Origin of the sequence: Sphingomonas pseudosanguinis (assembly GCF_014196255.1) — a bacterium.
Taxonomy (GTDB): domain Bacteria; phylum Pseudomonadota; class Alphaproteobacteria; order Sphingomonadales; family Sphingomonadaceae; genus Sphingomonas; species Sphingomonas pseudosanguinis.
In genome coordinates this window covers 25,183-46,742 of the sequence record NZ_JACIDH010000013.1, presented here as the reverse complement: position 1 = coordinate 46,742, position 21,560 = coordinate 25,183, and the positions used below count along the sequence as shown (strand labels likewise).

Below are 21,560 nucleotides of genomic sequence, written 5' to 3'. Positions count from 1 at the left end.
TCCGGGGACCGCCTTTTCGGCCCCGCGAGAAAGTGGGGCGAGATGACCACGATCAACCAGAAGCCGGAGGCATTCGCACGCGGGGCGCGCATGCTGCGCACCGCACTCGGGTCGACCATCGCCCATCTGCTCGAAGATCCCGCTGTCGTCGAGATCATGCTGAACCCGGATGGGCGCCTGTGGGTGGACCGGCTGTCCGAGGGGCTCGCCGATACGGGAGAGCGGATGTCGGCCGCCGATGGCGAACGCATCGTGCGTCTGGTCGCCCACCATGTCGGGGTCGAGGTGCATCCGCGCAGTCCGCGTGTCTCCGCCGAGCTGCCTGAAACCGGCGAGCGCTTCGAAGGCTTGCTGCCACCCGTCGTCGCCGCACCCGCCTTCGCGATCCGCAAGCCCGCCGTCGCGGTTTTCATGCTCGACGCCTATGTCGCCGCGGGCATCATGTCCGCCGACCAGGCCGCGATACTCCGCAGCGCCGTCGCCTCACGCGCCAACATCCTCGTCGCCGGCGGAACGTCGACAGGCAAGACCACGCTCACCAACGCGCTCCTCGCCGAGGTGGCGAAGTCTACGGATCGGGTCGTCATCATCGAGGATACGCGCGAACTTCAATGCGCAGCGCCCAACCTCGTCGCCATGCGGACGAAAGATGGCATCGCAACACTCTCCGAACTGGTCCGCTCCTCACTGCGCCTGCGCCCCGATCGCATCCCCATCGGCGAGGTGCGCGGCGCCGAGGCGCTCGATCTCCTCAAGGCCTGGGGCACCGGCCACCCTGGCGGCATCGGCACCATCCATGCCGGCACCGGCATCGGGGCGCTGCGCCGCCTCGAACAACTCATCCAGGAAGCCGTCATCACGGTCCCGCGCGCGCTGATCGCGGAGACCATCGACCTCGTCGCTGTCCTCTCCGGCCGCGGCTCCGCGCGCCGCCTTGCCGAACTTACTCGCGTCGAAGGGCTCGGCCCCGACGGCGACTACAGCATCCGTCCGGCCAACCCCAACCCAACAGGAGACCTGTCATGATCCGCACTCTCTCGCGCGGCTGCCGCACTATGGCCAACGCGACCGCCGCCGTTTCCCTGAGCCTGATGTTCACCTCGGCCGCGCATGCCTCCGGCTCCTCGATGCCGTGGGAAGCACCGCTCCAGTCGATCCTGGAATCGATCGAAGGCCCGGTCGCCAAGATCATCGCCGTCATCATCATCATCGTCACCGGGCTGACCCTCGCCTTCGGCGACACCTCCGGCGGCTTCCGCAGGCTCGTTCAGATCGTCTTCGGCCTGTCGATCGCCTTTGCCGCCAGCTCCTTCTTCCTGTCGTTCTTCTCGTTCGGCGGCGGAGTGCTCGTCTGATGACCGCGACGCTCGAACAGCTTGGCGAAGTGCCGGGCTTCACGGTCCCGGTTCACAGGGCGCTGACCGAGCACATCCTGCTCGGCGGCGCACCGCGTGCGCTGGCCATCATGAACGGCACACTCGCCGGCGCGATCGGCCTTGGCCTGCGCCTCTGGCTGGTCGGTCTGGCGATCTGGGCCATCGGCCATATCGCAGCGGTGTGGGCGGCCAAGCGTGATCCGCTCTTCGTCGAAGTCGGCCGCCGCCATCTGCGCATCCCCGCTCACCTGTCCGTCTGAGGAGGTGCGCCGCGATGATGAACCTTGCCGAATATCGCCGCAACGCAACCGGCCTCGCGGACTATTTGCCCTGGGTCGCGCTTGTCGCCGAAGGGGTCGTCCTCAACAAGGATGGTTCGTTCCAGCGCACGGCGCGTTTCCGTGGCCCAGATCTCGACTCGGCGGTCGCGGCCGAACTGGTCGCTGTCGCCGGGCGGCTCAACAACGCCTTCCGCCGTCTCGGGTCGGGCTGGGCCATCTTCGTCGAAGCGCAGCGCCACGAGGCATCGACCTACCCCTCGGACCGGTTTCCCGACGCCGCCTCCGCGCTCCTCGATGCCGAGCGCAAGGCCGATTTCGAGGAGGCCGGGGCGCATTATGTCTCCGGCTATTTCCTTACGCTCACCTATCTGCCGCCGGCCGAGGATGCCGCGCGCACCGAATCCTGGCTCTACGAGGGGCGCGAACGCACCGGCATCGATCCGAACGAGACCCTTAAGGTCTTCGTTGACCGGACCGATCGCGTGCTGGCGCTGTTCGACGGTTTCATGCCCGAATGCGCCTGGCTCGATAGCGGCGAGACGCTGACCTATCTCCATTCGACGGTATCGACCAAACGACATCGCGTCCGGGTGCCGGAAACCCCGGTCTATCTCGACGCACTCCTGGCCGATCAGCCGCTGACAGGCGGCCTCGAACCTCGCCTCGGTGCCGCGCACTTGCGCATTCTCACCATCGTCGGCTTCCCGACCGCGACCACGCCCGGCATCCTCGACGATCTCAATCGACTGGCCTTCCCCTATCGCTGGTCGACGCGCGCGATCCTGCTCGACAAGACCGACGCCACCAAGCTGCTGACCAAGATCCGCCGCCAGTGGTTCGCGAAGCGCAAGAGCATCGCCGCAATCCTCAAGGAGGTGATGACCAACGAGGCGTCCGCACTGGTCGACACCGACGCCGCCAACAAGGCGGCGGACGCGGACCTCGCGCTTCAGGAACTCGGCGCCGACTACGCCGGTCAGACTTATGTAACCGCCACGATCACGGTCTGGGACGATGATCCGCGCACCGCTGACGAGAAACTGCGCCTCGCCGAGAAGGTGATCCAGGGCCGTGACTTCACGGCCATGACGGAGACCATCAACGCCGTCGATGCCTGGCTGGGTTCATTGCCGGGCCACGTCTATGCCAACGTGCGCCAGCCCCCCATCTCGACCCTGAATCTCGCCCACATGATCCCGCTGTCAGCGGTGTGGGCGGGGCCGGAACGGGACGAGCATTTCGGGTCGCCCCCCTTGCTGTTCGGCAAGACCGAGGGCTCGACCCCGTTCCGGTTGTCTCTGCACGTCGGCGACGTCGGTCATACCCTGGTGGTCGGCCCGACGGGCGCCGGCAAATCTGTTCTGCTCGCCGTCATGGCGTTGCAGTTCCGGCGCTATGAAGGCTCCCAGGTCTTCGCTTTCGACTTCGGCGGTTCGATCCGCGCCGCCGCGCTCGCCATGGGCGGCGACTGGCACGATCTCGGCGGCGACCTGACCGACGGCGCGGCGTCCTCGGTCTCACTGCAACCGCTCGCCCGTGTCCACGATACCTCCGAACGCGCATGGGCGGCCGACTGGATCGCCGCCATCCTGATCCGCGAGGGCATCGCCATCACGCCTGACGTGAAGGAGCATCTCTGGTCGGCGCTTTCCTCGCTGGCCTCGGCGCCCGTCGAGGAACGCACCATCACCGGTCTCACGGTCCTGCTCCAATCCAACGATCTGAAGCAGGCGTTGCGACCATACTGCGTCGGCGGCCCCTACGGACGGCTGCTCGACGCCGAAACCGAGCATCTCGGATCGGCGTCGGTCCAGGCGTTCGAGATTGAGGGGCTGGTCGGGACCGGCGCGGCGCCGGCCGTGCTCGCCTACCTGTTCCACCGGATCGGCGATCGGCTCGATGGCGCCCCGACCTTGCTCGTCATCGACGAGGGCTGGCTCGCGCTCGATGACGACGCATTCGCCGGGCAATTGCGCGAGTGGCTAAAAACGCTGCGCAAGAAGAACGCCAGCGTCATCTTCGCTACGCAATCGCTGTCCGACATCGACAACAGCACCATCGCGCCCGCCATCATCGAGAGCTGCCCGACACGGCTGCTGCTGCCAAACGAGCGGGCGATCGAGCCGCAGATCACGGCGATCTATCGCCGGTTTGGGCTCAACGACCGACAGATCGAAATCCTCGCCCGCGCGACACCGAAGCGCGACTACTACTGCCAGAGCCGCAAGGGCAATCGCCTCTTCGAGCTGGGCCTGTCGGAAGTCGGCCTCGCACTTGTCGCGGCATCCGCCAAGACCGACCAATCCGCGATCGCGCGCACCCTCGCCGAACATGGCCGCGAGGGCTTCCTTGCGGCGTGGCTGCGCCTGCGCGGCGCTGAATGGGCCGCGGACCTCATCCCCAACCTGACGAACCTCATCCACCCGCAGCCCGAGAAGGAGTAATCACATGAAGGCCACCCAAGGTTCACGCCCCAAAGGCTCACGCCAGCGCGCATTGCCGTTCGCGGCATTGCTGTTTGCGATGCCGATCGCCGTCTCGCCGATACTGACGGCGCCGGCGCATGCGCAGTTCGGCTTTGGCGGCGTCGTCTATGATCCGACCAACTATGCGCAAAATGTCCTGACGGCGGCGCGCTCGCTCGAGCAGATCAACAACCAGATCCGCTCGCTACAGAACGAGGCGCAGAGCCTCATCAACCAGGCCAGGAATCTGGCGAACCTGCCCTATTCGGCACTCCAGCAGATCCAGCAGAACGTCCAGCGCACCCAGCAGCTCCTCCAGCAGGCGCAGAACATCGCCTTCGATGTCCAGACCGTCGACCGGATGTTCCAGCAACAATATGGCCGCGTCTCCCTCTCGGCGAGCGACACCAAGCTGATTACCGATGCCCGCACGCGCTGGCAGAACACCGTGGACGGCTTGCAGGACGCCATGCGCGTCCAGGCGGGCGTCGTTACCAATATCGACGCCAACCGCGCCGAAATGTCGGCGCTCGTCTCCCAGAGCCAGGGCGCGCAAGGCGCGTTGCAGGCGACCCAGGCCGGCAATCAGCTTCTCGCGCTGCAATCGCAGCAGCTCTCCGACCTGATCGCGCTGATCTCGGCCAATGGCCGCGCCGCCGCACTGACGGAAGCTGATCGTGCGACGGCCGCCGACCAGGGCCGGGAACAACGTCGCCGCTTCCTCACACCCGGTTCGAGCTATCAGCCGGGCAACGCACAGATGTTCGGCAACGACAACTGAGGGCTCGGCCATGGATGGCAAGATGCTGGCCCGGCTGGGCGCGGTGGTCTTCGTATCGCTCGCGATCACGGCGACGGCGATCGAGATGACCCGGACGGAAACGCCCCCGGACAGGGAGCCCGCCCGTGCTGCCGAATCCGCGCGCGATCCGCTCCGCGAGGACCAGCGCCGATGCCAGCAGCTTGGCCAGGCCGCGGCCAGTGATGCGCATTGCATGCGTATCTGGGCCGAAAGCCGCGACCGCTTCCTCGGCCGCGCCCCGGCATCCGCCGCACAGCCGCCGGAAGGTCAGTGAGCCATGGGCGGCGCAGGCGTCATCGACAATTTCCTGGGGGTCTTCACCTCCTACATCAATAGCGGGTTCGGACTGCTCGGCGGCGAGGTCGCGTTCATCGCCACGACGCTCATCGTCATCGACGTGACGCTCGCCGCCCTGTTCTGGAGCTGGGGGGCAGATGACGACATCATCGCCCGGCTGGTCAAGAAGACGATGTTCGTCGGCGTCTTCGCCTATCTGATCGGCAACTGGAACAACCTCGCCAGGATCGTCTTCGACTCGTTCGCCGGGCTAGGCCTCAAAGCCTCTGGCACGGGATTTACCGCACAGGATCTGATGCGTCCCGGCAAGGTCGCGCAAACCGGGCTCGACGCGGCGCGTCCCCTGCTCGAATCCATCTCCGACCTGATGGGATGGGTCGCGTTCTTCGAGAACTTCATCCAGATCGTCTGCCTGCTTTTCGCCTGGGCGCTGGTGCTGCTCGCCTTCTTCATCCTGGCCATCCAGCTCTTCGTCACCCTGATCGAATTCAAACTGACGACGCTCGCCGGCTTCGTGCTCATCCCGTTCGGACTGTTCGGGAAGACCGCCTTCATGGCCGAGCGCGTGCTCGGCAATGTCGTCTCTTCGGGCATCAAGGTGCTGGTTCTCGCCGTCATCATCGGCATCGGCTCGACCCTCTTCAGCCAGTTCACCGCAGGGTTCGGCGGCGCGACACCCACCGTCGACGATGCCATGGCGATCGTGCTTGCGGCCCTTTCGCTGCTCGGACTTGGTATCTTCGGCCCCGGAATCGCAGCCGGTCTCGTCAGCGGCGGGCCTCAGCTCGGCGCGGGCGCGGCCGTCGGCACCGGCCTTGCGGTAGGCGGCGCAGCACTCGCCGCCGGTGGCGCCGCTGGGCTTGCCCTGAAAGGCGGAGCGGCTGCGATGTCCGGGGGTGCGGCCGCTGTGCGCGGTGGTGCGGCTGCCGCAGGGGGCGCCGCCTCCGCCTACAGTCTCGGCTCTCTCGGTCAGTCCGGCGCCGCTGGCGTCGCATCCGGTCTCGGCGGTGTCGCCCGCGCGGCCGGAGCGGCCACCGTGTCACCGCTGAAACGCGCGGCCTCGCGCACTACCGAGAGCGTCAAATCCAGCTTCTCCGCAGGCGCCAAGGCCGGCTTCGGCGCAACGGGCGGTTCCTCGACCATGGATCCGATTGCCGGTTCGCAGACCGCGGGCCAGTCCGCAACCACGCCCCGCGAAGGGCCGCCCGACTGGGCCAAGCGCATGAAGCGGAGCCAGTCCCTCGGCCACGGGACCACGCTTGCGGCCCACGCCGTCCGTTCCGGCGACAGCCATGGCGGCGGTTCCTCCGTCAACCTTTCCGAAAGTGACCGCTCATGAGCCTCTTCAAGCGACCCGCTGCCCACTATGGGAAATCTCCTGAACCCCAAACGCCCTATCAAAGGGCGGCCCAGGTATGGGACGAGCGTATCGGGTCGGCCCGCGTCCAGGCCAGGAACTGGCGCATCATGGCGTTCGGTTCGCTGTTCCTGTCCGCCGGCTTTGCTGTCGCACTCGTCTGGCAATCGGCGCGCGGGACCGTCGTGCCCTGGGTGGTTCAGGTCGATCGCCTCGGGCAGGCGCAATCGGTGGCGCCAGCGACGGCTGACTATCGGCCGACCGACCCGCAGATCGCCTGGCATCTCGCCCGCTTCATCGAACAGGTGCGCTCGATCCCGGCCGACCCCATCATCGTGCGCCAGAACTGGCTGCGCGCCTATGAATGGACGACAGACCGTGGCGCGGCGTCTCTCAATGACTATGCCCGGGCCAACGATCCCTTCACCAAGGTCGGCCGCCAGCAGATCGCGGTCGAGGTTTCCAGCGTCCTGCGCGCCTCGCCGGATTCCTTCCGCGTGGCCTGGACCGAAAAGCGCTACGAGAACGGCCAGCTCGCCGGTTCCGAACGCTGGACCGCGATCCTCACCATCGTCATCCAGACGCCGCGCGACGCCGAACGGCTGCGCGCCAACCCACTCGGGATCTATGTCAACGCTATCTCCTGGTCGCGGGAGATGGCCCAATGAGCATGTCTATCCGCAGCTCCGGCCCGCCGGCTTTACGCAAGGCCACCTTGGCGATAGCGCTGGTTTCCGCAACGACGTTGGCCGGATGCGCGACGTTCAAACCTCCCACCATCAGTTACGACAGCGATGTGCCGCCCCTGCCGGCCATACCGGCGCCCGTCGTGGAACAACCGCCACGATCACTCCATACGCCGCCCGCCTGGACTGTCGCGCATGGCGGAACCGCCGCAGGCACGCCGATCGGTCGGGTCGGGAACGCCAATGCCGCCGCGCGCGTCGAGCCCCGGCGCGAAGGCTACTACAATTCCATCCAGATCTACCCCTGGAGCGAAGGTGCGCTCTATCAGGTCTATGCGTCGCCCGGACAGATCACCAACATCGCGCTCGAGCCCGGTGAGAACCTGACTGGCGCGGGTCCGATCGCCGCCGGTGATACCGCCCGCTGGATCATAGGCGACACCGAGAGCGGGTCCGGGCTCGCACGCCGCGTCCATATCCTCGTCAAACCGACGCGCCCCGACATCACGACGAACCTGGTCATCACGACGGATCGGCGCATCTACATGCTCGAACTGCGGGCGGGCCAGACCCCCTATATGCCGGCGGTCGCCTGGGCCTATCCCGCGCCGCCAGCGTCGCAGCGCGTCAGCATCCCAACATCGCCGATCATTCCTGCGGCCACAGAGCGCCATTACCGATACGGCATCACCGGCGACACGCCCCCCTGGCGACCAGTCACGGCCTATGATGACGGCAGGCGTGTCTATGTCGAGTTTCCGCGCGGCATAATACAGGGCGAAATGCCGCCGATCTTCGTGCTCGGCTCCGATGGCGAGCCGCAGATCGTCAACAGCCGTGTCCACCAGAACATCCTGATCGTCGACCGCATCTTCGGCGCCGCTGAACTGCGCCTCGGCAGTGGCGATCGCCAGCAGACAGTCAGGATCGTGCGAACCGATGGGAAGCCCGCATCATGAGCGACACTGACAACGACATCACCGAGCAGGAACATCTGTCGCCTCCCGTTGCCGATTCAGCCGCTCCCATGCGGCTGCGCGCCGAACCGCCGCGCGTGACCCGCCTGTCGCGCAAAGTTCTCGCGAGCATCGGCCTCGTCGTTAGCCTCGGCATCGGCGGCGCGCTCGTCTACGCACTCCAGACCCGCGATACCGGCAAAGCCAGCGAAGAACTCTATTCGACCGACAATCGCGCGACGGCCGATGGCCTGGCCGGCTTGCCGCGCGACTATACCGGGCCAGTCCTGGGTCCGGCGCTGCCCGGAGACCTCGGCCGGCCGATCCTCAATGCGCAGAACCGCGGCCAGCCCGTCACGCCGCCGGCGAGGGCGACGCCCCAGGCCGATCCCGAGGAGCAGCGTCGTTTGGCTGAACTCGAAGCCGCTCGCACCAGTCGCGTCTTCTTCCAGAGCGGCCCCGGCTCCACGCCGGCAATGCCGGCGAGCATGGGCGTCGGTCCGCTCGCCGGCCTGGCGCAGGGGCAGCAACCGGGCGCACCCAGCGCGCAGGATCGCCAGCTCGCCTTCCTGGGCGCCCCCGTTGACCGACGCACGGCGGCGGCCGATCGCGTCATGGCACCAGCATCACCCTATATTCTCCAGGCGGGCGCAGTCATTTCGGCCGCGCTCATCACCGGCATCCGCTCCGACCTGCCGGGCCAGATCACCGCGCAGGTGACGGAGAGCATCTATGACAGCCCGACCGGCCGCATCCTCGTCATTCCCCAGGGCACGCGGATCATCGGCGAGTACAGCAACGATGTCGGCTACGGGCAACGCCGCGTCCTGCTCGTGTGGAGCCGCCTGATTTTCCCGAATGGCCGCTCGATCGTGCTGGAACGCCAGCCTGGCGCCGATCCGATGGGCCATGCGGGTCTGGAGGATGGCGTGGACTATCACTGGTGGGATCTCGCCAAGGCCGCCGGTCTCTCCACGCTGCTATCGGTCGGCGCGGAACTCGCCGTCGATGACGACGACCGGCTTTTGCGCGCCATCCGCAATGGCGGACAGGACACCATCAATGACGCCGGCCAGCAAATCATCCGCCGCCAGCTCCAAGTCGCGCCGACCCTGACCATTCGGCCGGGCTTTCCCGTCCGCGTCGTCGTCACCCGCGATCTCATCCTCGAACCCTACGGAGGCTGACATGACGAAATTGAAGCTCGGTCCAATCATGGCAGAAAAGCCTGTCAAGGCCGCACTGGAGCTGCCGGCCTCGCTTCACCGCGATCTCACCGCCTATGCCGAGGTGCTGGGACGGCAGACCGGCCAGCCTGTACGCGATCCCGTCCAACTGATCGTGCCGATGCTGGAGCGCTTCATCGCCACCGATCGCGGGTTCGCCAAGGCTCGCCGGGCGAAACCCATGGGCGATGCCGGTTCATAAATCCACGCCCTGACGACGCGCCATCGTCTTCGCCATGCTGACGAAGCGCCTGAGCGCTGGGTTGTCATTCTCTGGCGACCAAACGCCGTTGAATGGAAGAACCTCGCCAATGATCGGCCGATAGCAGATGCCCGGCACATGGGCTGCTGTTGCAGCCTCGCTCATGACTGTGAGCCCGCTGCCGATCGCGACGAGCGTCAACAAATTGTCGCGCCCGACAAACTGCGCCTGAATCTTCGGATGGTGGCCTAGATCGGCGACCCGCTGCACCAGATAGTCATGGATTTCCTGGCCCGGCGGCACATCGCTGACGATAAAGGTCTCGTGCGCGAGGTCCTGCCAATTCACTTCCTCCTTCACGGCGAGAGCATGTGCCTCCGGCAGCACCACGAAAACACGCTCCGACCAGAGGTAGGTGGTCTCGCATCGGGGCCACTCCAGCGTCCCTGTGAGAAAGGCGATATCCAAGCGAAACTGCCGGATCGCGGCGACATGCTCCGCGGGATTGCCGTCGGCAACCTCGACATGGATACTGGGGTGCTCTGCCGCGAAGGTCCGGAGAAGATCCTGGAGGAAACCCGATGCCAGGGACGAGAAGATTCCCACGCGCAATTGACCTTCCGCGCCACGTCCTACCGCGTCCACGATCTCCGCGCCCTCATTGATGTATCGAAGAACCGTTTGCGCTTTCGACAAAAGCCGCTGTCCAGCAACGGTCAGGCATACACCGCCGCTGTGGCGGTGAAACAGCGCCGAGCCAAGCCCATCTTCCATGTCGCGAATCCGGCGACTGATGGTGGACTCCTGTACGCCCAGCGCCGCGCCCGCCTTGCGGAAACTCCCATGCTCGGAAGCCGCAACGAAATAGCGCAGATGTCGAAAGTTCATACTCACACCTGGAAATCGTCCGGGCAGCCCCCTTATCCCGAATGCTTGACAGAGACGCTGGGAGGCCTGCCAAAGCATCTTCCCAGCGTGGCGACATAGTTCGGTCGGCGCTCCCCGGCACATCGGAGAACGCCGACCGACTATTACTCTACGGATTTCTCTAGGAATCCAAGTGTGTTGGCATTCTCGACCAACGTCCGCACCTTGGCGCGCTCAAGACCATCAGGCACTTCCGCCTCGATTTCGAGCCTGAGCTTCACCTGACTTCCTGGCAGCGTCGTGAGCTGTTCGACAATAGCTTCGACGATCTGATGGATGTCTCGGGCCGGGCGCTCCGGCGAGATCATCACGGCGCCGGAGAAGCGTGTCGGCTTCTTTTCCGGGGGAGGCGTCGTTGTCGTGCCGTCCGTGGGTTGACCATCGGGTGCCGGCGTCCCGTCGCTGGTTACGGGGGCTGTGCCACCCGTCCCAGGCTGCGCCGGCGCCGGACGGTGAGCCTCCGCCACCGCAGGTGTCACGATGACGCTGTCACTGTCGATCACGACCACGGCGTTGACCGCTCGTTCGATAGCCAGTCCCAGATAGGTGTCGGACTTTTCGTCCCATCGCTCGGCATAGGCGAACGGCCCCGGCAACATGCCGCTTACGGCCGCCTGTACGGCTTTGACCAGAACGTCCTGACCTTTGAGGCGCGGCAGATAGATGTAGCGGTTGAGATATTCCCGCAAATCCTTCAGCGACAAATGCGGCTTGTCGTTCCAGATATATTTCTGGAGATCGCGGTCGAGACGTGCAGGCCCGAGCTCGGTGAGCAAGCCTTCTTCCGCCACTAGCTTCTTGCTGGCGCGCGCTAACAACCCGTCCTGTGCCGGGATCTTACCCGATACCCATTCCCAGTCGGCTTGGGCGCTCTCCTGGGCGGGATAATGCAGGTAGCACCACGCCTCTTTCAGGCGCGTCTTCATCGTCTCGTTCGCTTCAGCCAGCTTCGCCTTGGCCAGCGCGCTGTCGCTCTGGGTCAGGTTCAGCCGCTCCGTGTCACGGACGATTTCGCCCCAGGCAAGAGAAGCACGCACGGCGTCTTTGAGATGATCAAGCTGGCGCGCCTCCGCGGCTATGAACACCAACGTATTGCGATAGACCCGCGGAGTACTGCCGCGCTGAGTAAGAATGTCTTTCGCTTCGACGAGCGCATCCGACCCCTCGCGCCCATTGTGCGGATATTTGACGCCCAGCACCACAGCGCGCACGCCGCCGGCCTCATCTGGCACTTCGGCCGATGTCGCCGGCGCGACCTGCACGGCGTCGAAATGCCCGCGATCGGCGAGGCCATACACATATTTTCCAAGTTCGGCATCGATTGTCACGTCAACCAGCGCCGCCTCGATCTGTGCGGCCTTGTCAGCCGCGATCCTGTTGAGGCTCGCCGACATCGAGTACCAGTACCGTCCAAGATCGGCATGCATGAACTTGGCCTGGTTGGTCAGGCGCCTAAGGGCATCACCGAAGATTGCAGGACGCTCGCCCGGCTGCACGACGCCGAGATTGATCTGCTTGTCGTCGAGACCGGTGTTCTGCTGCTGCGCCGTCGGCGCGGTCCCCATGAATATCGCGCGGGCGACACGACGGGTCGCCGAATAGCGATTGAGATTGGGTGCTGACTGGTCAACCTTGTACGGCGTGGATGTCGTGCCATCGACATCACCGGCGATAATCGCCTGCCAGCTCACATCAAGATAATGGAGCAGTTCCGGTTCGACGCGAGGCGAACTGACCGCCACGCTGCCCGGCATGATCATTACCGACGGATCGCCGCTCATCCAAAGCTCATGGATTGCCTGCGCCATCAGGCGCAGCACACCGCGCGTGCGCTGGAATTTCTCGAGCGATCCCCAGCTCGTATAAAGCTGATCGAATAATTCGGGATGGATCGGATAAGCCTTCTCCAGCTTGCGCCGGTAGTCCTCATCCGCGCAGCCTTGCGGGAAATCGTTGGCATTCTCCCGGTACATCTTGGCGAATTGCTTCAGCGTGTTGTCGCGGTGATGGAACTTGTCGCCAGGAATTTCCTTGAACAGCCGCCGCCGCACGATCTCATAGCTTTCTTCCTGGCTCGCCGGCCTCCACGAGGATTCCACGCGGCTGAAGGTCTGCTTGAGACGAGCGAGGGCTTCTTGCCCACCTTCGCCACCCACTTCGATCTGCGAAGCTGGCAAGGAGGCCACGAGCAGCGTGCCGGGGCTAGCCTTCACTGCCTCCGTGAGCGACTGGACGAAGGACAGGTTCGCGTCGAACGACCCGGACGGCAGCCCCTCGACCTTGTAGATCTGGCGGAGATAAGCGACCCATTCGTCGATCAAGATCAGGCACGGCGCATATTTCTTGAACAGCGCCTCCAGCAGATTCGAGCCTGGCGCGATGCCGTTAGCGTCATTCTCCGCAACCATGTCGAAGGCTTCGGCGCCGCCTAGCTGCCAAGCCAGTTCACCCCAGGTCGTGCGGATCTTCCGGTCGCCCTCGGCGATGAGCACGTCCTGCGGCCCCCGCGACGTGCCGACCAGCACCGCGCGGCGGATATTCTTCGGCACCGTCAGCCCGTTGTTGTCGAGCAATTGGTCGAGGCCTGACAGGTCCTGTACCGGCGTCTGGCCCGCCATGTGATAGAGGGCGAGCATGGAGTGAGTTTTGCCGCCACCGAAGTTGGTTTGCAGTTCGACGACGGGATCGCCGCCGCTGCCGGTCAGTCGCTTTGCGGCCCCGATCAACAGGGTACTCAAGCCCTCGGTCAGATAGGTGCGGCTGAAGAACTGACGCGGATCGCGATATTCGGACGGCGCGCTACCCGAATGGACCTTGGCGAGATCGGCTGCAAACTCGGCCTGCTGGAACTCACCAGTGGCGACATCCTGATGCGGCTCGACCACTTCTCGCCACGGCAGCAGCCCTGCGACCGTTTCGACCGAGATTTCAAGGCGCTGGGTTTTGCGCCGCTCCTCGTTGCGGGCCAGTTCGCTGAACTTGGTGCGTAGGATCGTGTCGCGCATCTTGCCAAGCTGCTCGGCGACCTCGCCTGCACTGATCGCCTCCATCAGACGGCGCATCGAATCGAGAGCTCGCTCGGCGTCGTCGTAGGTAAAATTCTCATTGTGCGAAAGTTTGTTACGTACATCGAGCAGTTCGGACACGTAGGACCGTTCTGGATGACCAAGGACGTTGGCGAATGCGTCCCTCCAGAAGGCCATCATCGTTTTCAGCAATCCTTGCTGATCCCAGCCCACTTCTCCGGCAGAATTCGGGCGGAGTCCTTGGACTCGCTCGACCACCTCCAATTGCCAATGGCCTTTGAGCGAAGTCTCCAATCGCTTTTCAACGAATGGGATCAGCGCCGACGGCAGCAGTTCCATCCCTTCAAACACATATTGGCGGGTGCTTTTTGCCACGTCCCGTTACCCCTCAAATATCCATGCGGGTCTGGCGATCCCCGCTCGTGTCGTGGATGGCCGCAGCCGCCTTGGTTAACTCGGCCCAGTCAGCGATCAAGGCGTTGTAGGCCGTGGCCTCCTTCGCATCCTTCCGCTTGTTGGCGCTGATATCGTAAAGGCAGTATGCGAGATCCTTCACGGCCTCGGCCTGGGCACTGATCTTCTTCAACAGAACGGCGGTGTCGTCGGAGATGCCGTCCTTCTCGTGCAAACGGACCAGGTGCTGGAGGCATTCCCACACCGTCAGGTGGCTATCGCTTTCCGGCTCCCAATCCTCGTCGAGTTCGTCGCGGGTCAGAATGCGAACCTTGCCGGCGGCGCTTTCGACAATCCCGGCATGCTTGACGCTTTCGACCGAGATGGCCCGGGCACGGGCAAGATTGTCGGCCATGCCATAATCACCCTTGCCGTTCCCGTTCTGCTCGAACCAGGTAATCGCGAACCGCGTGTCCGCGTCAAACTCACCCTGAATGCCCCCGAGATATTCATCGAGTTCACGATTGATGAGCTGAAGCGCGGTCTTCACACTCATCGGGCTATCGTCGGATTCAAGAACGGCCTTGTAGCGCGAGAACACACCCATGCCAGGGCCAATAGCCGACTGGGGCATGTCGGCCGGGGCAATGTTGGCGGCCTGAAGCTCGGCTATGGCTGGAGGTAGTTCACGCTTGAGAGCGCGGATGAACTCCGCGCGGGTAATTACTTCGGCTGTGGCTTCCTTCTTGCGGCAGACGAGGACGACTGAGTTGGCGAGAGCATTGGTGCCCGAAGCAATCATGCGGTAGGTTTGCTCAGAGCGGATTGGCCAAGTGCCAACCACAGAATATCCTGCCTCAACGACGGCCTGAAGAAAGGTTGCCCAGCCGGTGGAACTTACGCCATCCTTCTCGATCTCGCTCTGCTTAAATGCATAGTAGATCGTAGTTGGTACATCTGCTTTGGCCTGATCGCAGGCATTTTTGATGGCTGCCGTCATTCCCTTTAAGAAAAAAGATTCCGCCGCTTGGATGCCTCCGTGACGATAGGGCGTTGCGACCAACTCTTCCGATTTCGGAGTGGCAAGAACACCAAAAATACTTGGATAAACAGATTTCAGATTGTATTTTTGCCATGCAAAGAAAAAATCAGACAAATCTGCGTATGCTATATTATCATAATAAGGAGGGTCCGTTGATATTACCACGTTTTCTGGATATTTTACCGTCTGGGCATCGTGTTGATTTACGATTCCTTGATCTGACGGCGAAAATGTCTGAATGCAGCTCGCTATAAATGCTGATGCTGGACGAAATCCTCCAACAACATCTTCAAGAATATTCGCCTCGCCAAAATCCCAAGTCATAGGAATCGCCTGGCGCGAAAATAGGTTCATGACTTTCTGGTTTCCAGGATTCCAGCGGACCGCCGAGTTCGCGAAATCTGCACACCTATCAATAGCAAATGCCAAATACACGCTCACTGCTTCGGCGTAGGACTTGGCACCATGGCCGCCATCTCGAAGCGGGGTAGGATCGGAAGATTGACCGGCAGCGAGTGCATCAGCCTCGATCTGCTCACGCGCCTCATGCAACAGATCGCTAAAGGTATTCAGGGCCACCAACTGGCGATCGGTGAACAGATCTCCGAAGGTTGTCAGTCCATAATCTACGGTCCAGAAGTTGCGCGGATCGTTCGGTAATTTGCCCTCCGGCTTCCGCTCGGGTTTGGCTGACAGAGCTAGCGTTTCGTGCGTTTCCGTGGGTGCAACATAGGCCCGGCTGCGATTGCCTTCGGCCACGATGGCGATCAAAGCTTGGCCCATTTTACCGGCCTTACCTTGGCCCTTCACATAGTCAGGGGTGATGGCAGTATCCGACATCAGGCAGCGGAAATTTGCGCCACGGCCGGCCTTGGTCCCTTCCTTGGCCGCTGCAATCTCGGCCTTGGTGCCGCCATGTCTAATCCGGTAGGTGATAGCCCTCGCTTGCTTGTCGATAAGAGGCTCGATCCAAGCCTCTTTCCCAGTCTTGGAGCTAAGCAAAAAACTCGACGCGATTGGTACCGGCACGCCCGCAAAAGCAGGATCGGGGCTGGGCACCGTCCGCGCCCAGATCCAGGCAATCACGGTCGCCTTTCCGCCACCATATTCCCTCGGCAGATCCACCTGCGGGTAGAGACGACCAATACGCTCAAATGCTTTCTCGCGCATCCATTCGCCGTAATATTTGACGTCTTCGGCAAGCGCCTCAGCATTCCGGTAGAATTGTCGGCCTTTGACCCCGGGATGGATCGGCTCCTTGTCCTTGAACTTCGGCGGAATCTCGATCATTGCCTTACCGATCATCACCGCGACCGGATTGAGATCGGACCCATAGGCGGGTAGGCCGAGCCGTTGCGCTTCAAGCGGGATCGCTCCCCCCCCGGAGAACGGGTCATAGACCGGGGGCAATTCACCGCCGCAGCTCTTGCGGATTTCGGCGCGCGCGCGCTCCAGCACCGCTTCGTTGGTCGAGTTCTCCCACTTCACTAGATCCTCGATAATGCCGAACAGCCGCTTGCGCTCGGCCTCCTGCGCCTGATGTGTAGGGAACCGATCGAGGTCGCTCGAAGGATCATCGACAAGCTGCGCGAATAGAATGGCACGACTGGCAACCAAGGGCCGACGCGCCCAGTATTGATGTAAACCCCGAGGATGTGGCCCTATTCCAGGCATCTTTTCATATGCCGACGCCGCATTGATCGCTTCCAGCGGTATAGCAACTTCAATGAGTTTCTTTTTGTAAGCTGTCACAGTTCCACCTCAATCCATTCAAAATCCGGAAACGGCTCGCCCGGACGCCGCAATCTCAACTCGCCCAGCAGGGAACCGTCCGAAAAAACACTTCCGTAAAATGTTCCGCCATCGAGTTCGGCGGGCCCGTCTCGCCCCTCCGACGGCTCCAGCGCCATTAGCTCCGAAGCACCAGCCAGTTGCGTTACCGAACTCAGAGCATGCAGGACTTTTAGATCGAGCCCGACTATTTCAATGTCGAATCCGTCCCGAGACCAAGGGAAAGGCCAAAACGGCCAGTCCCGCAAGTCGCGCCAGAATTCACGGCTGGATAGGTCGGGATGCCTCGGCGACACGGACACGATGCCGACGACGTATTGGTGCCCGCCAACGGTAAGAAGAGGAAGCTCGTATCGCTGCCGCTCTCCATCATCTCGCAGGAGCCGCGCAGCCGCCTCGTCCAATCCCATCAGCGACAGCCAGGAGGCATAATTGGCCCGGCGAACCGCGTCCCGAGGGAACTCAACGGGGTTTTCGGGAACCTCCGGCTCAGGATCAACGAAGGCGATAAGCGACGTCTCTCCGGAAGTATCTCCGGTTTCCCGTAGGAACGTGCTGATCGCAAAGCTCTTGATAGGTTGGGGGGTAATGTACTTGTCCCAACCATCGAGCTGGGTCAGCCCATCCTTCAATGCGCCTTTGATTGGAGGCTTCTTTCCAGGGGCAGAAAACCCGCCCTTGGATTCAGCGAGCACCCATTCCTTTTGCCCGTTTTCGGCAATGAAGTCTGGTGCCTTAGTTTTGTCTGCTGGCCATTGCCTGTTTTGAGTGGCCGCGCGTCGCTTCCACTCCGTTTCGAAGCGGCCGACGTAGGCGTAGCCATTGTCCTCCAAGAACAGCAGGGCCATGCCTTGTGCGATCCGTCCCGCTATGCCGGTGCCGGCGAAATCAGCATAGAAACTCGACATGCCCTCGCTCAGGCACCATTCGCTCGCAGTCCAATCGAACAAGTGGCCGTTTTCGAGAAGAAACCCTGTAGCCCCTACCCACCGGATCGGCGCGGTAGGCCAGCGCAAGCAATCGGCCTTCTTGACCGCATGGGCGAGACGCCAAGCACTGAACTGCACGTTGCCCGATGCTTTGGGTAGCGGCCGTGTACGACCGTGAGGCTTCTCGACCTTGGCCTTCGCCAATTCATGCACGGGAAGGTTGCTTCGCCCGTTGAACGCACGAACGACCCGTCTGGAGACGGCCCCCCAATGAGTCATCTGCACAAGCGGTAACGCCACTACTGCACGCCCTCCGCCCGTTGCAACAACCTCTTCAAATCGAACTGGATCGCTGTTTCGAGAAATGACGGTTCCCGCTCGACGAGCGGACCTCGTACGTAGCGCGGTTCATGGGCAAAGCCGTTCGCCACCGAGACGATCGCCAGGATGAATTTCTCCGGCTCGTGCAAGGAGGTGATGACCTCCTGCCGCGTGACCATCACGCTGTCGGCACCGTCGATGCGTCCTTTGACCTCGATGAAGCGCAGATGCCCCGACCTCGGATCATGCGAAGCGATGTCGTAGCCGATTTTCTGGTCAGAGACGTCGGCCGGCTCATTGCCCAAGGCCCGCTCCGCCGCCATGACAGCTTCCATCGCCGCCAATTCGATGGCCCGGCGTGCGGCGGAGTCCTCCGCGAAATGGTTCGGAATGCTCGGCGCCTGACGCGTTTCGAGCAGGCCACGCGGAATGACGACCATGCCGCCCCGCACACGCGGCGGCTGCGACGAGATGAATCGTTCGCGTTCGAGCTGATCCATCCGGCGCTTCTGGCGCTCGGCCAGATCCTCCGCCCGGCGCTGGGCATTCTGCCAGTTCACACGCGTCTTTTTGCCGGCCCGTTCCTCTTCCTTCAGCTCGAAAGCGCGCGAGTCCCAGTAGTTGATTTCCTTCTTGAGCCGCGCACGAACTTCCTGCTCGACCTTTTCAATTTCAGGCAAGCGACGTGCCTTGACCTCGGCGACATGGCCTTGGGCCAGCTCGACCGTGGCAAACCGGATCGCAGCTTTCTCCAGATCGGTGGTCAGCCAGCTTTCCTCCAAAAGGTCGCGAACACTAGCGACTTCCTCCGGTCTGGCGGGCCGCAAATTCAGATGCGGCGCAATGCCGGCATTGACGGTCGTGCCGGCCTTGTCGATCGCGGCAAACTGGAGGCGCTGCGAAATCACATGTGGCTTGCCGATGCTGGTGACGCGCCCGTCCTGGACCGTGTGCTCCAGCAGGAATATCGCCGAGAGTGCATCACCGGCGTCAGTGTCATCCACCAGGATCGCGCCCTGCCGCATGATCTGCTCATACTGTTCCCGGACCAGGCTGATCACCGCTTCGAGCAGCGGATGGCCGGGACAGACAAACGCGGCGACCGGCTGCTGGTTGATCTTGTCCTTCTCGAAACAGATCCGCTCATATTGCGTCTGGATTGGCGCGCCTGTTCCGATCTGACGATCGCGCTCGCGGATGCGCACGGGGACATGAGTTATCTCCCAGCGCCCTTCCTCGCGGCGCTTGATCCGGCCGCCCAGATGCTGAAACGCCTCGACAAAGAAGCTCTGGATGTGGTGCGGCTGTAGGCGCAGCGCCTCTGCCCGCTCCATTTCGAGGCGCAGTTCCTCGACTCTGGCCTCGGGCATGGTGTCGTTGGTCAGCGCCCGGCGGCGGAGCAATTCAAGCAGATGTGCCTGGTCAACCGCGCCATCGACTTGCTGGAAGAGGCGGGCCTTGACGTCTTCCTGTTCGCCATACTGGATCGCTTCGAACAAAAGGTCCTTGAGCGCCACGCCGTCGAACAATTCGCCGAGCACATCATAGACGCGGCCACCAAGCGCCTCACGCGCAGCTTCCAGCTTTTCGAGCAGACGCGCGTAAACCTCACCTTCGCGCGTATCGGCGGCCACGAGATTCCACAGGTGGCAAACCTCGGTCTGGCCAATACGGTGGATACGGCCAAACCGCTGCTCGATCTTGTTCGGGTTCCACGGCAGGTCGTAGTTGACCATGAGATGACCGCGCTGAAGGTTCACGCCTTCGCCCGCCGCATCGTTGGCGATCAGGACCAGCATGTCCTTGTCCTGCATGAAGCGCTCGACAACCTTGCGCCGCTCTTCGCGTGATACGCCGCCGTGGATCACCTCGACGGCCTCGGGGTTGCCGAGCCGCGCCCGCACCTTGTCGAGCAGGTAATGCAGTGTGTCCTTGGGCTCGGTGAAGATGATCAGCTTGCGGCGGTTACCCGCCGCGTCAACCATCAGGTCGTCGTCGAGGATGCGATTGAGCTGGCTCCACTTGGTGTCCACGCCCGAGCGCAGCACGCCGAGCGCCATGGTCTCGAGGCCCTTCAGCGTCTCGACTTCCAGGGCGAGCTGCTCAACCGTCTCGGCCGTCGTCGCGCCAGTGGAGATCAGATCCTCAAGTTCGTCGATCTCCTCCTGACCATATTCCTCGATGTTGCGTAGCATGTCGGCGTTGATCGCGGACTCTGACGCGCCAGCTCGCCGACCCTTGGCGGCGAGGCGCGCTTCACTCAGCTCGTTTTCCAGCCTTTCCCGACGCCGTTTGAGGGACTGGTAGATGGCGGCCGGTGACGAAGCGAGGCGCCGTTGGAGAATCTGCAAGGCGAAACCGACATTATTGCGCTTCTTTCCGTCCCCCTCGGCGAAGCGCTGCACCCGGTTCATCTCGGTGCGCACATATTCGGTGACGGCGGTATAGAGCGCGGCCTCGCCGTCCGAGAGCTGATATTTGACCGTGCGCGCCCGTCGCTCGGGGAACAGCGGTCGACCATCGAACTTGAGGAGCTCTTCCTTGGTCAGTCGCCGCATCATGTCTTCGGTGTCAGCATAATGGACACCGTCGCGGAATCGGCCTTCAAACCGATCTCCGTCGAGCAAAGCCATGAAGAGCTGGAAATCTTCTTCCTTGCCGTTGTGCGGGGTCGCCGACATGAGCAGCAGATGTCGGCAGACTTGGCCGAGCTTCTGGCCAACCTGATAGCGCCGCGTATATTTGACCTCGCCGCCGAAATAGGTAGCCGACATGCGGTGGGCTTCGTCGCAAATGATCAGGTCCCATTCGCGCGCGCTCATGAGCTTGTCCTGAAGCTCCTCATTGCGCGCCAGCACGTCGAGGCGGACAATCAGCCGATCGCGGTCGCTGAACGGATTACCCGAGCGCGAATTTTCGATCATGTCGCGGGAGAGGATATCGAACTCAAGATTGAACTTCTGGCCGAGCTCGTCCTGCCATTGCTCGACCAGACTGCCCGGCGCGACGACGAGGCAGCGTTCGAGATCGCTCCGTGCGATCAACTCCTTCATCAGCAATCCGGCCATGATGGTCTTGCCGGCACCCGGATCGTCAGCAAGTAGGAAGCGGAGCGGCTGACGCGGCAGCATTTCACCATAGACCGCCGAAATCTGGTGCGGCAGCGGATCGACCAGGCTGGTATGGATCGCCAGATACGGGTCAAAAAAATGGGCCAGCTTGATGCGGTTGGCTTCGGTCACCAGACGCAGCAGAGCGCCATCGGCATCAAACGACCAGGGCCGCCCATTCTGCTCGACTTCAAGGCGATGCTCATCGTCCCGGTAAAGAACAGACTCGGCTACTGTGCCATTATGGTCGCGGAAAACAACACTGATCGCCTGATCGCCGATCCAGTCGACAGAAACGACATGTACAGCTTGCGCCGAAGCTATGCCTCGTACAGACGCGCCGTTCTTTATCTCCTCAAGCCTTGCCGCCATC

16 protein-coding genes are annotated in these 21,560 nt (G+C 62.8%); 11 read left to right on the top strand and 5 right to left on the bottom strand.

Going from position 1 to position 21,560, the window contains the following annotated elements; translation table 11 throughout:
• Nucleotides 1-42 precede the first annotated feature (42 nt).
• The 11 genes from trbB (at nt 43) to GGR48_RS13100 (ending at nt 9,648) form a co-directional block, all read left to right on the top strand.
• Nucleotides 43-1,026: a P-type conjugative transfer ATPase TrbB gene (gene trbB, locus GGR48_RS13150; RefSeq protein ID WP_183952310.1), complete on the top strand. Its 984-nt coding sequence runs from the start codon at nt 43-45 to the stop codon at nt 1,024-1,026.
• Nucleotides 1,023-1,355, top strand: a complete 333-nt coding sequence (locus GGR48_RS13145; protein ID WP_183952309.1) for a TrbC/VirB2 family type IV secretion system protein — start codon at nt 1,023-1,025, stop codon at nt 1,353-1,355. Before trbB ends, GGR48_RS13145 begins: the two co-directional genes overlap by 4 nt.
• Nucleotides 1,355-1,636, top strand: coding sequence for a VirB3 family type IV secretion system protein (locus GGR48_RS13140; protein WP_066520631.1), 282 nt, complete (start codon nt 1,355-1,357; stop codon nt 1,634-1,636). Before GGR48_RS13145 ends, GGR48_RS13140 begins: the two co-directional genes overlap by 1 nt.
• A gap of 14 nt (nt 1,637-1,650) precedes the next feature.
• Nucleotides 1,651-4,101: a conjugal transfer protein TrbE gene (trbE, locus tag GGR48_RS13135; protein WP_183952308.1), complete on the top strand. Its 2,451-nt coding sequence runs from the start codon at nt 1,651-1,653 to the stop codon at nt 4,099-4,101.
• A 4-nt stretch (nt 4,102-4,105) separates the two neighbouring features.
• Nucleotides 4,106-4,903, top strand: a complete 798-nt coding sequence (gene trbJ / locus GGR48_RS13130; protein WP_183952307.1) for a P-type conjugative transfer protein TrbJ — start codon at nt 4,106-4,108, stop codon at nt 4,901-4,903.
• 10 nt (nt 4,904-4,913) lie between these two features.
• Nucleotides 4,914-5,198, top strand: a complete 285-nt coding sequence (gene trbK-alt, locus GGR48_RS13125; protein ID WP_183952306.1) for a putative entry exclusion protein TrbK-alt — start codon at nt 4,914-4,916, stop codon at nt 5,196-5,198.
• A 3-nt stretch (nt 5,199-5,201) separates the two neighbouring features.
• Nucleotides 5,202-6,560, top strand: coding sequence for a P-type conjugative transfer protein TrbL (gene trbL / locus GGR48_RS13120; RefSeq protein WP_183952305.1), 1,359 nt, complete (start codon nt 5,202-5,204; stop codon nt 6,558-6,560).
• Nucleotides 6,557-7,246: a conjugal transfer protein TrbF gene (trbF, locus tag GGR48_RS13115; RefSeq protein WP_183952304.1), complete on the top strand. Its 690-nt coding sequence runs from the start codon at nt 6,557-6,559 to the stop codon at nt 7,244-7,246. Before trbL ends, trbF begins: the two co-directional genes overlap by 4 nt.
• Entirely contained in the window at nt 7,243-8,223 is a 981-nt protein-coding gene (trbG, locus tag GGR48_RS13110) for a P-type conjugative transfer protein TrbG (protein WP_183952303.1), read from the top strand. Before trbF ends, trbG begins: the two co-directional genes overlap by 4 nt.
• Nucleotides 8,224-8,291: 68 nt before the next feature.
• Complete coding sequence (locus GGR48_RS13105) at nt 8,292-9,407, top strand: TraB/TrbI/VirB10 family type IV secretion system protein (RefSeq protein WP_206362432.1); 1,116 nt, start codon at nt 8,292-8,294, stop codon at nt 9,405-9,407.
• A 1-nt stretch (nt 9,408) separates the two neighbouring features.
• Nucleotides 9,409-9,648, top strand: a complete 240-nt coding sequence (locus tag GGR48_RS13100; protein ID WP_066520609.1) for a DUF2274 domain-containing protein — start codon at nt 9,409-9,411, stop codon at nt 9,646-9,648.
• On the opposite strand, the gene GGR48_RS13095 is transcribed toward GGR48_RS13100, so the two are convergent.
• The 5 genes from GGR48_RS13095 to GGR48_RS13075 all read right to left on the bottom strand — a co-directional run bounded on the left by GGR48_RS13095 (nt 9,643) and on the right by GGR48_RS13075 (nt 21,559).
• Entirely contained in the window at nt 9,643-10,536 is an 894-nt protein-coding gene (locus GGR48_RS13095) for a LysR family transcriptional regulator (RefSeq protein ID WP_183952301.1), read from the bottom strand. The two genes, GGR48_RS13100 and GGR48_RS13095, sit on opposite strands and share 6 nt — an antisense overlap.
• A gap of 143 nt (nt 10,537-10,679) precedes the next feature.
• On the bottom strand, nt 10,680-13,976 hold the full coding sequence (locus GGR48_RS13090) for a DUF499 domain-containing protein (RefSeq protein ID WP_183952300.1): 3,297 nt from the start codon (nt 13,974-13,976) through the stop codon (nt 10,680-10,682).
• 13 nt (nt 13,977-13,989) lie between these two features.
• Nucleotides 13,990-16,788 (bottom strand): DUF1156 domain-containing protein, encoded by a 2,799-nt coding sequence (locus tag GGR48_RS13085; RefSeq protein ID WP_206362428.1) that lies wholly within the window; start codon nt 16,786-16,788, stop codon nt 13,990-13,992.
• Entirely contained in the window at nt 16,785-17,960 is a 1,176-nt protein-coding gene (locus GGR48_RS13080; protein ID WP_206362429.1) for a hypothetical protein, read from the bottom strand. Before GGR48_RS13080 ends, GGR48_RS13085 begins: the two co-directional genes overlap by 4 nt.
• Before the next feature lie 95 nt (nt 17,961-18,055).
• Nucleotides 18,056-21,559, bottom strand: a complete 3,504-nt coding sequence (locus GGR48_RS13075) for a protein NO VEIN domain-containing protein (protein ID WP_183952298.1) — start codon at nt 21,557-21,559, stop codon at nt 18,056-18,058.
• Nucleotide 21,560: the final 1 nt, after the last annotated feature.

Bases quoted from the DNA above. Each gene is read 5' to 3' on its own strand.
- trbB (WP_183952310.1), top strand. From the start codon at position 43: ATGACCACGATCAACCAGAAGCCGGAGGCATTCGCACGCGGGGCGCGC.
- GGR48_RS13145 (WP_183952309.1), top strand. From the start codon at position 1,023: ATGATCCGCACTCTCTCGCGCGGCTGCCGCACTATGGCCAACGCGACC.
- GGR48_RS13140 (WP_066520631.1), top strand. From the start codon at position 1,355: ATGACCGCGACGCTCGAACAGCTTGGCGAAGTGCCGGGCTTCACGGTC.
- trbE (WP_183952308.1), top strand. From the start codon at position 1,651: ATGATGAACCTTGCCGAATATCGCCGCAACGCAACCGGCCTCGCGGAC.
- trbJ (WP_183952307.1), top strand. From the start codon at position 4,106: ATGAAGGCCACCCAAGGTTCACGCCCCAAAGGCTCACGCCAGCGCGCA.
- trbK-alt (WP_183952306.1), top strand. From the start codon at position 4,914: ATGGATGGCAAGATGCTGGCCCGGCTGGGCGCGGTGGTCTTCGTATCG.
- trbL (WP_183952305.1), top strand. From the start codon at position 5,202: ATGGGCGGCGCAGGCGTCATCGACAATTTCCTGGGGGTCTTCACCTCC.
- trbF (WP_183952304.1), top strand. From the start codon at position 6,557: ATGAGCCTCTTCAAGCGACCCGCTGCCCACTATGGGAAATCTCCTGAA.
- trbG (WP_183952303.1), top strand. From the start codon at position 7,243: ATGAGCATGTCTATCCGCAGCTCCGGCCCGCCGGCTTTACGCAAGGCC.
- GGR48_RS13105 (WP_206362432.1), top strand. From the start codon at position 8,292: ATGCGGCTGCGCGCCGAACCGCCGCGCGTGACCCGCCTGTCGCGCAAA.
- GGR48_RS13100 (WP_066520609.1), top strand. From the start codon at position 9,409: ATGACGAAATTGAAGCTCGGTCCAATCATGGCAGAAAAGCCTGTCAAG.
- GGR48_RS13095 (WP_183952301.1), bottom strand. From the start codon at position 10,536: ATGAACTTTCGACATCTGCGCTATTTCGTTGCGGCTTCCGAGCATGGG.
- GGR48_RS13075 (WP_183952298.1), bottom strand. From the start codon at position 21,559: ATGGCGGCAAGGCTTGAGGAGATAAAGAACGGCGCGTCTGTACGAGGC.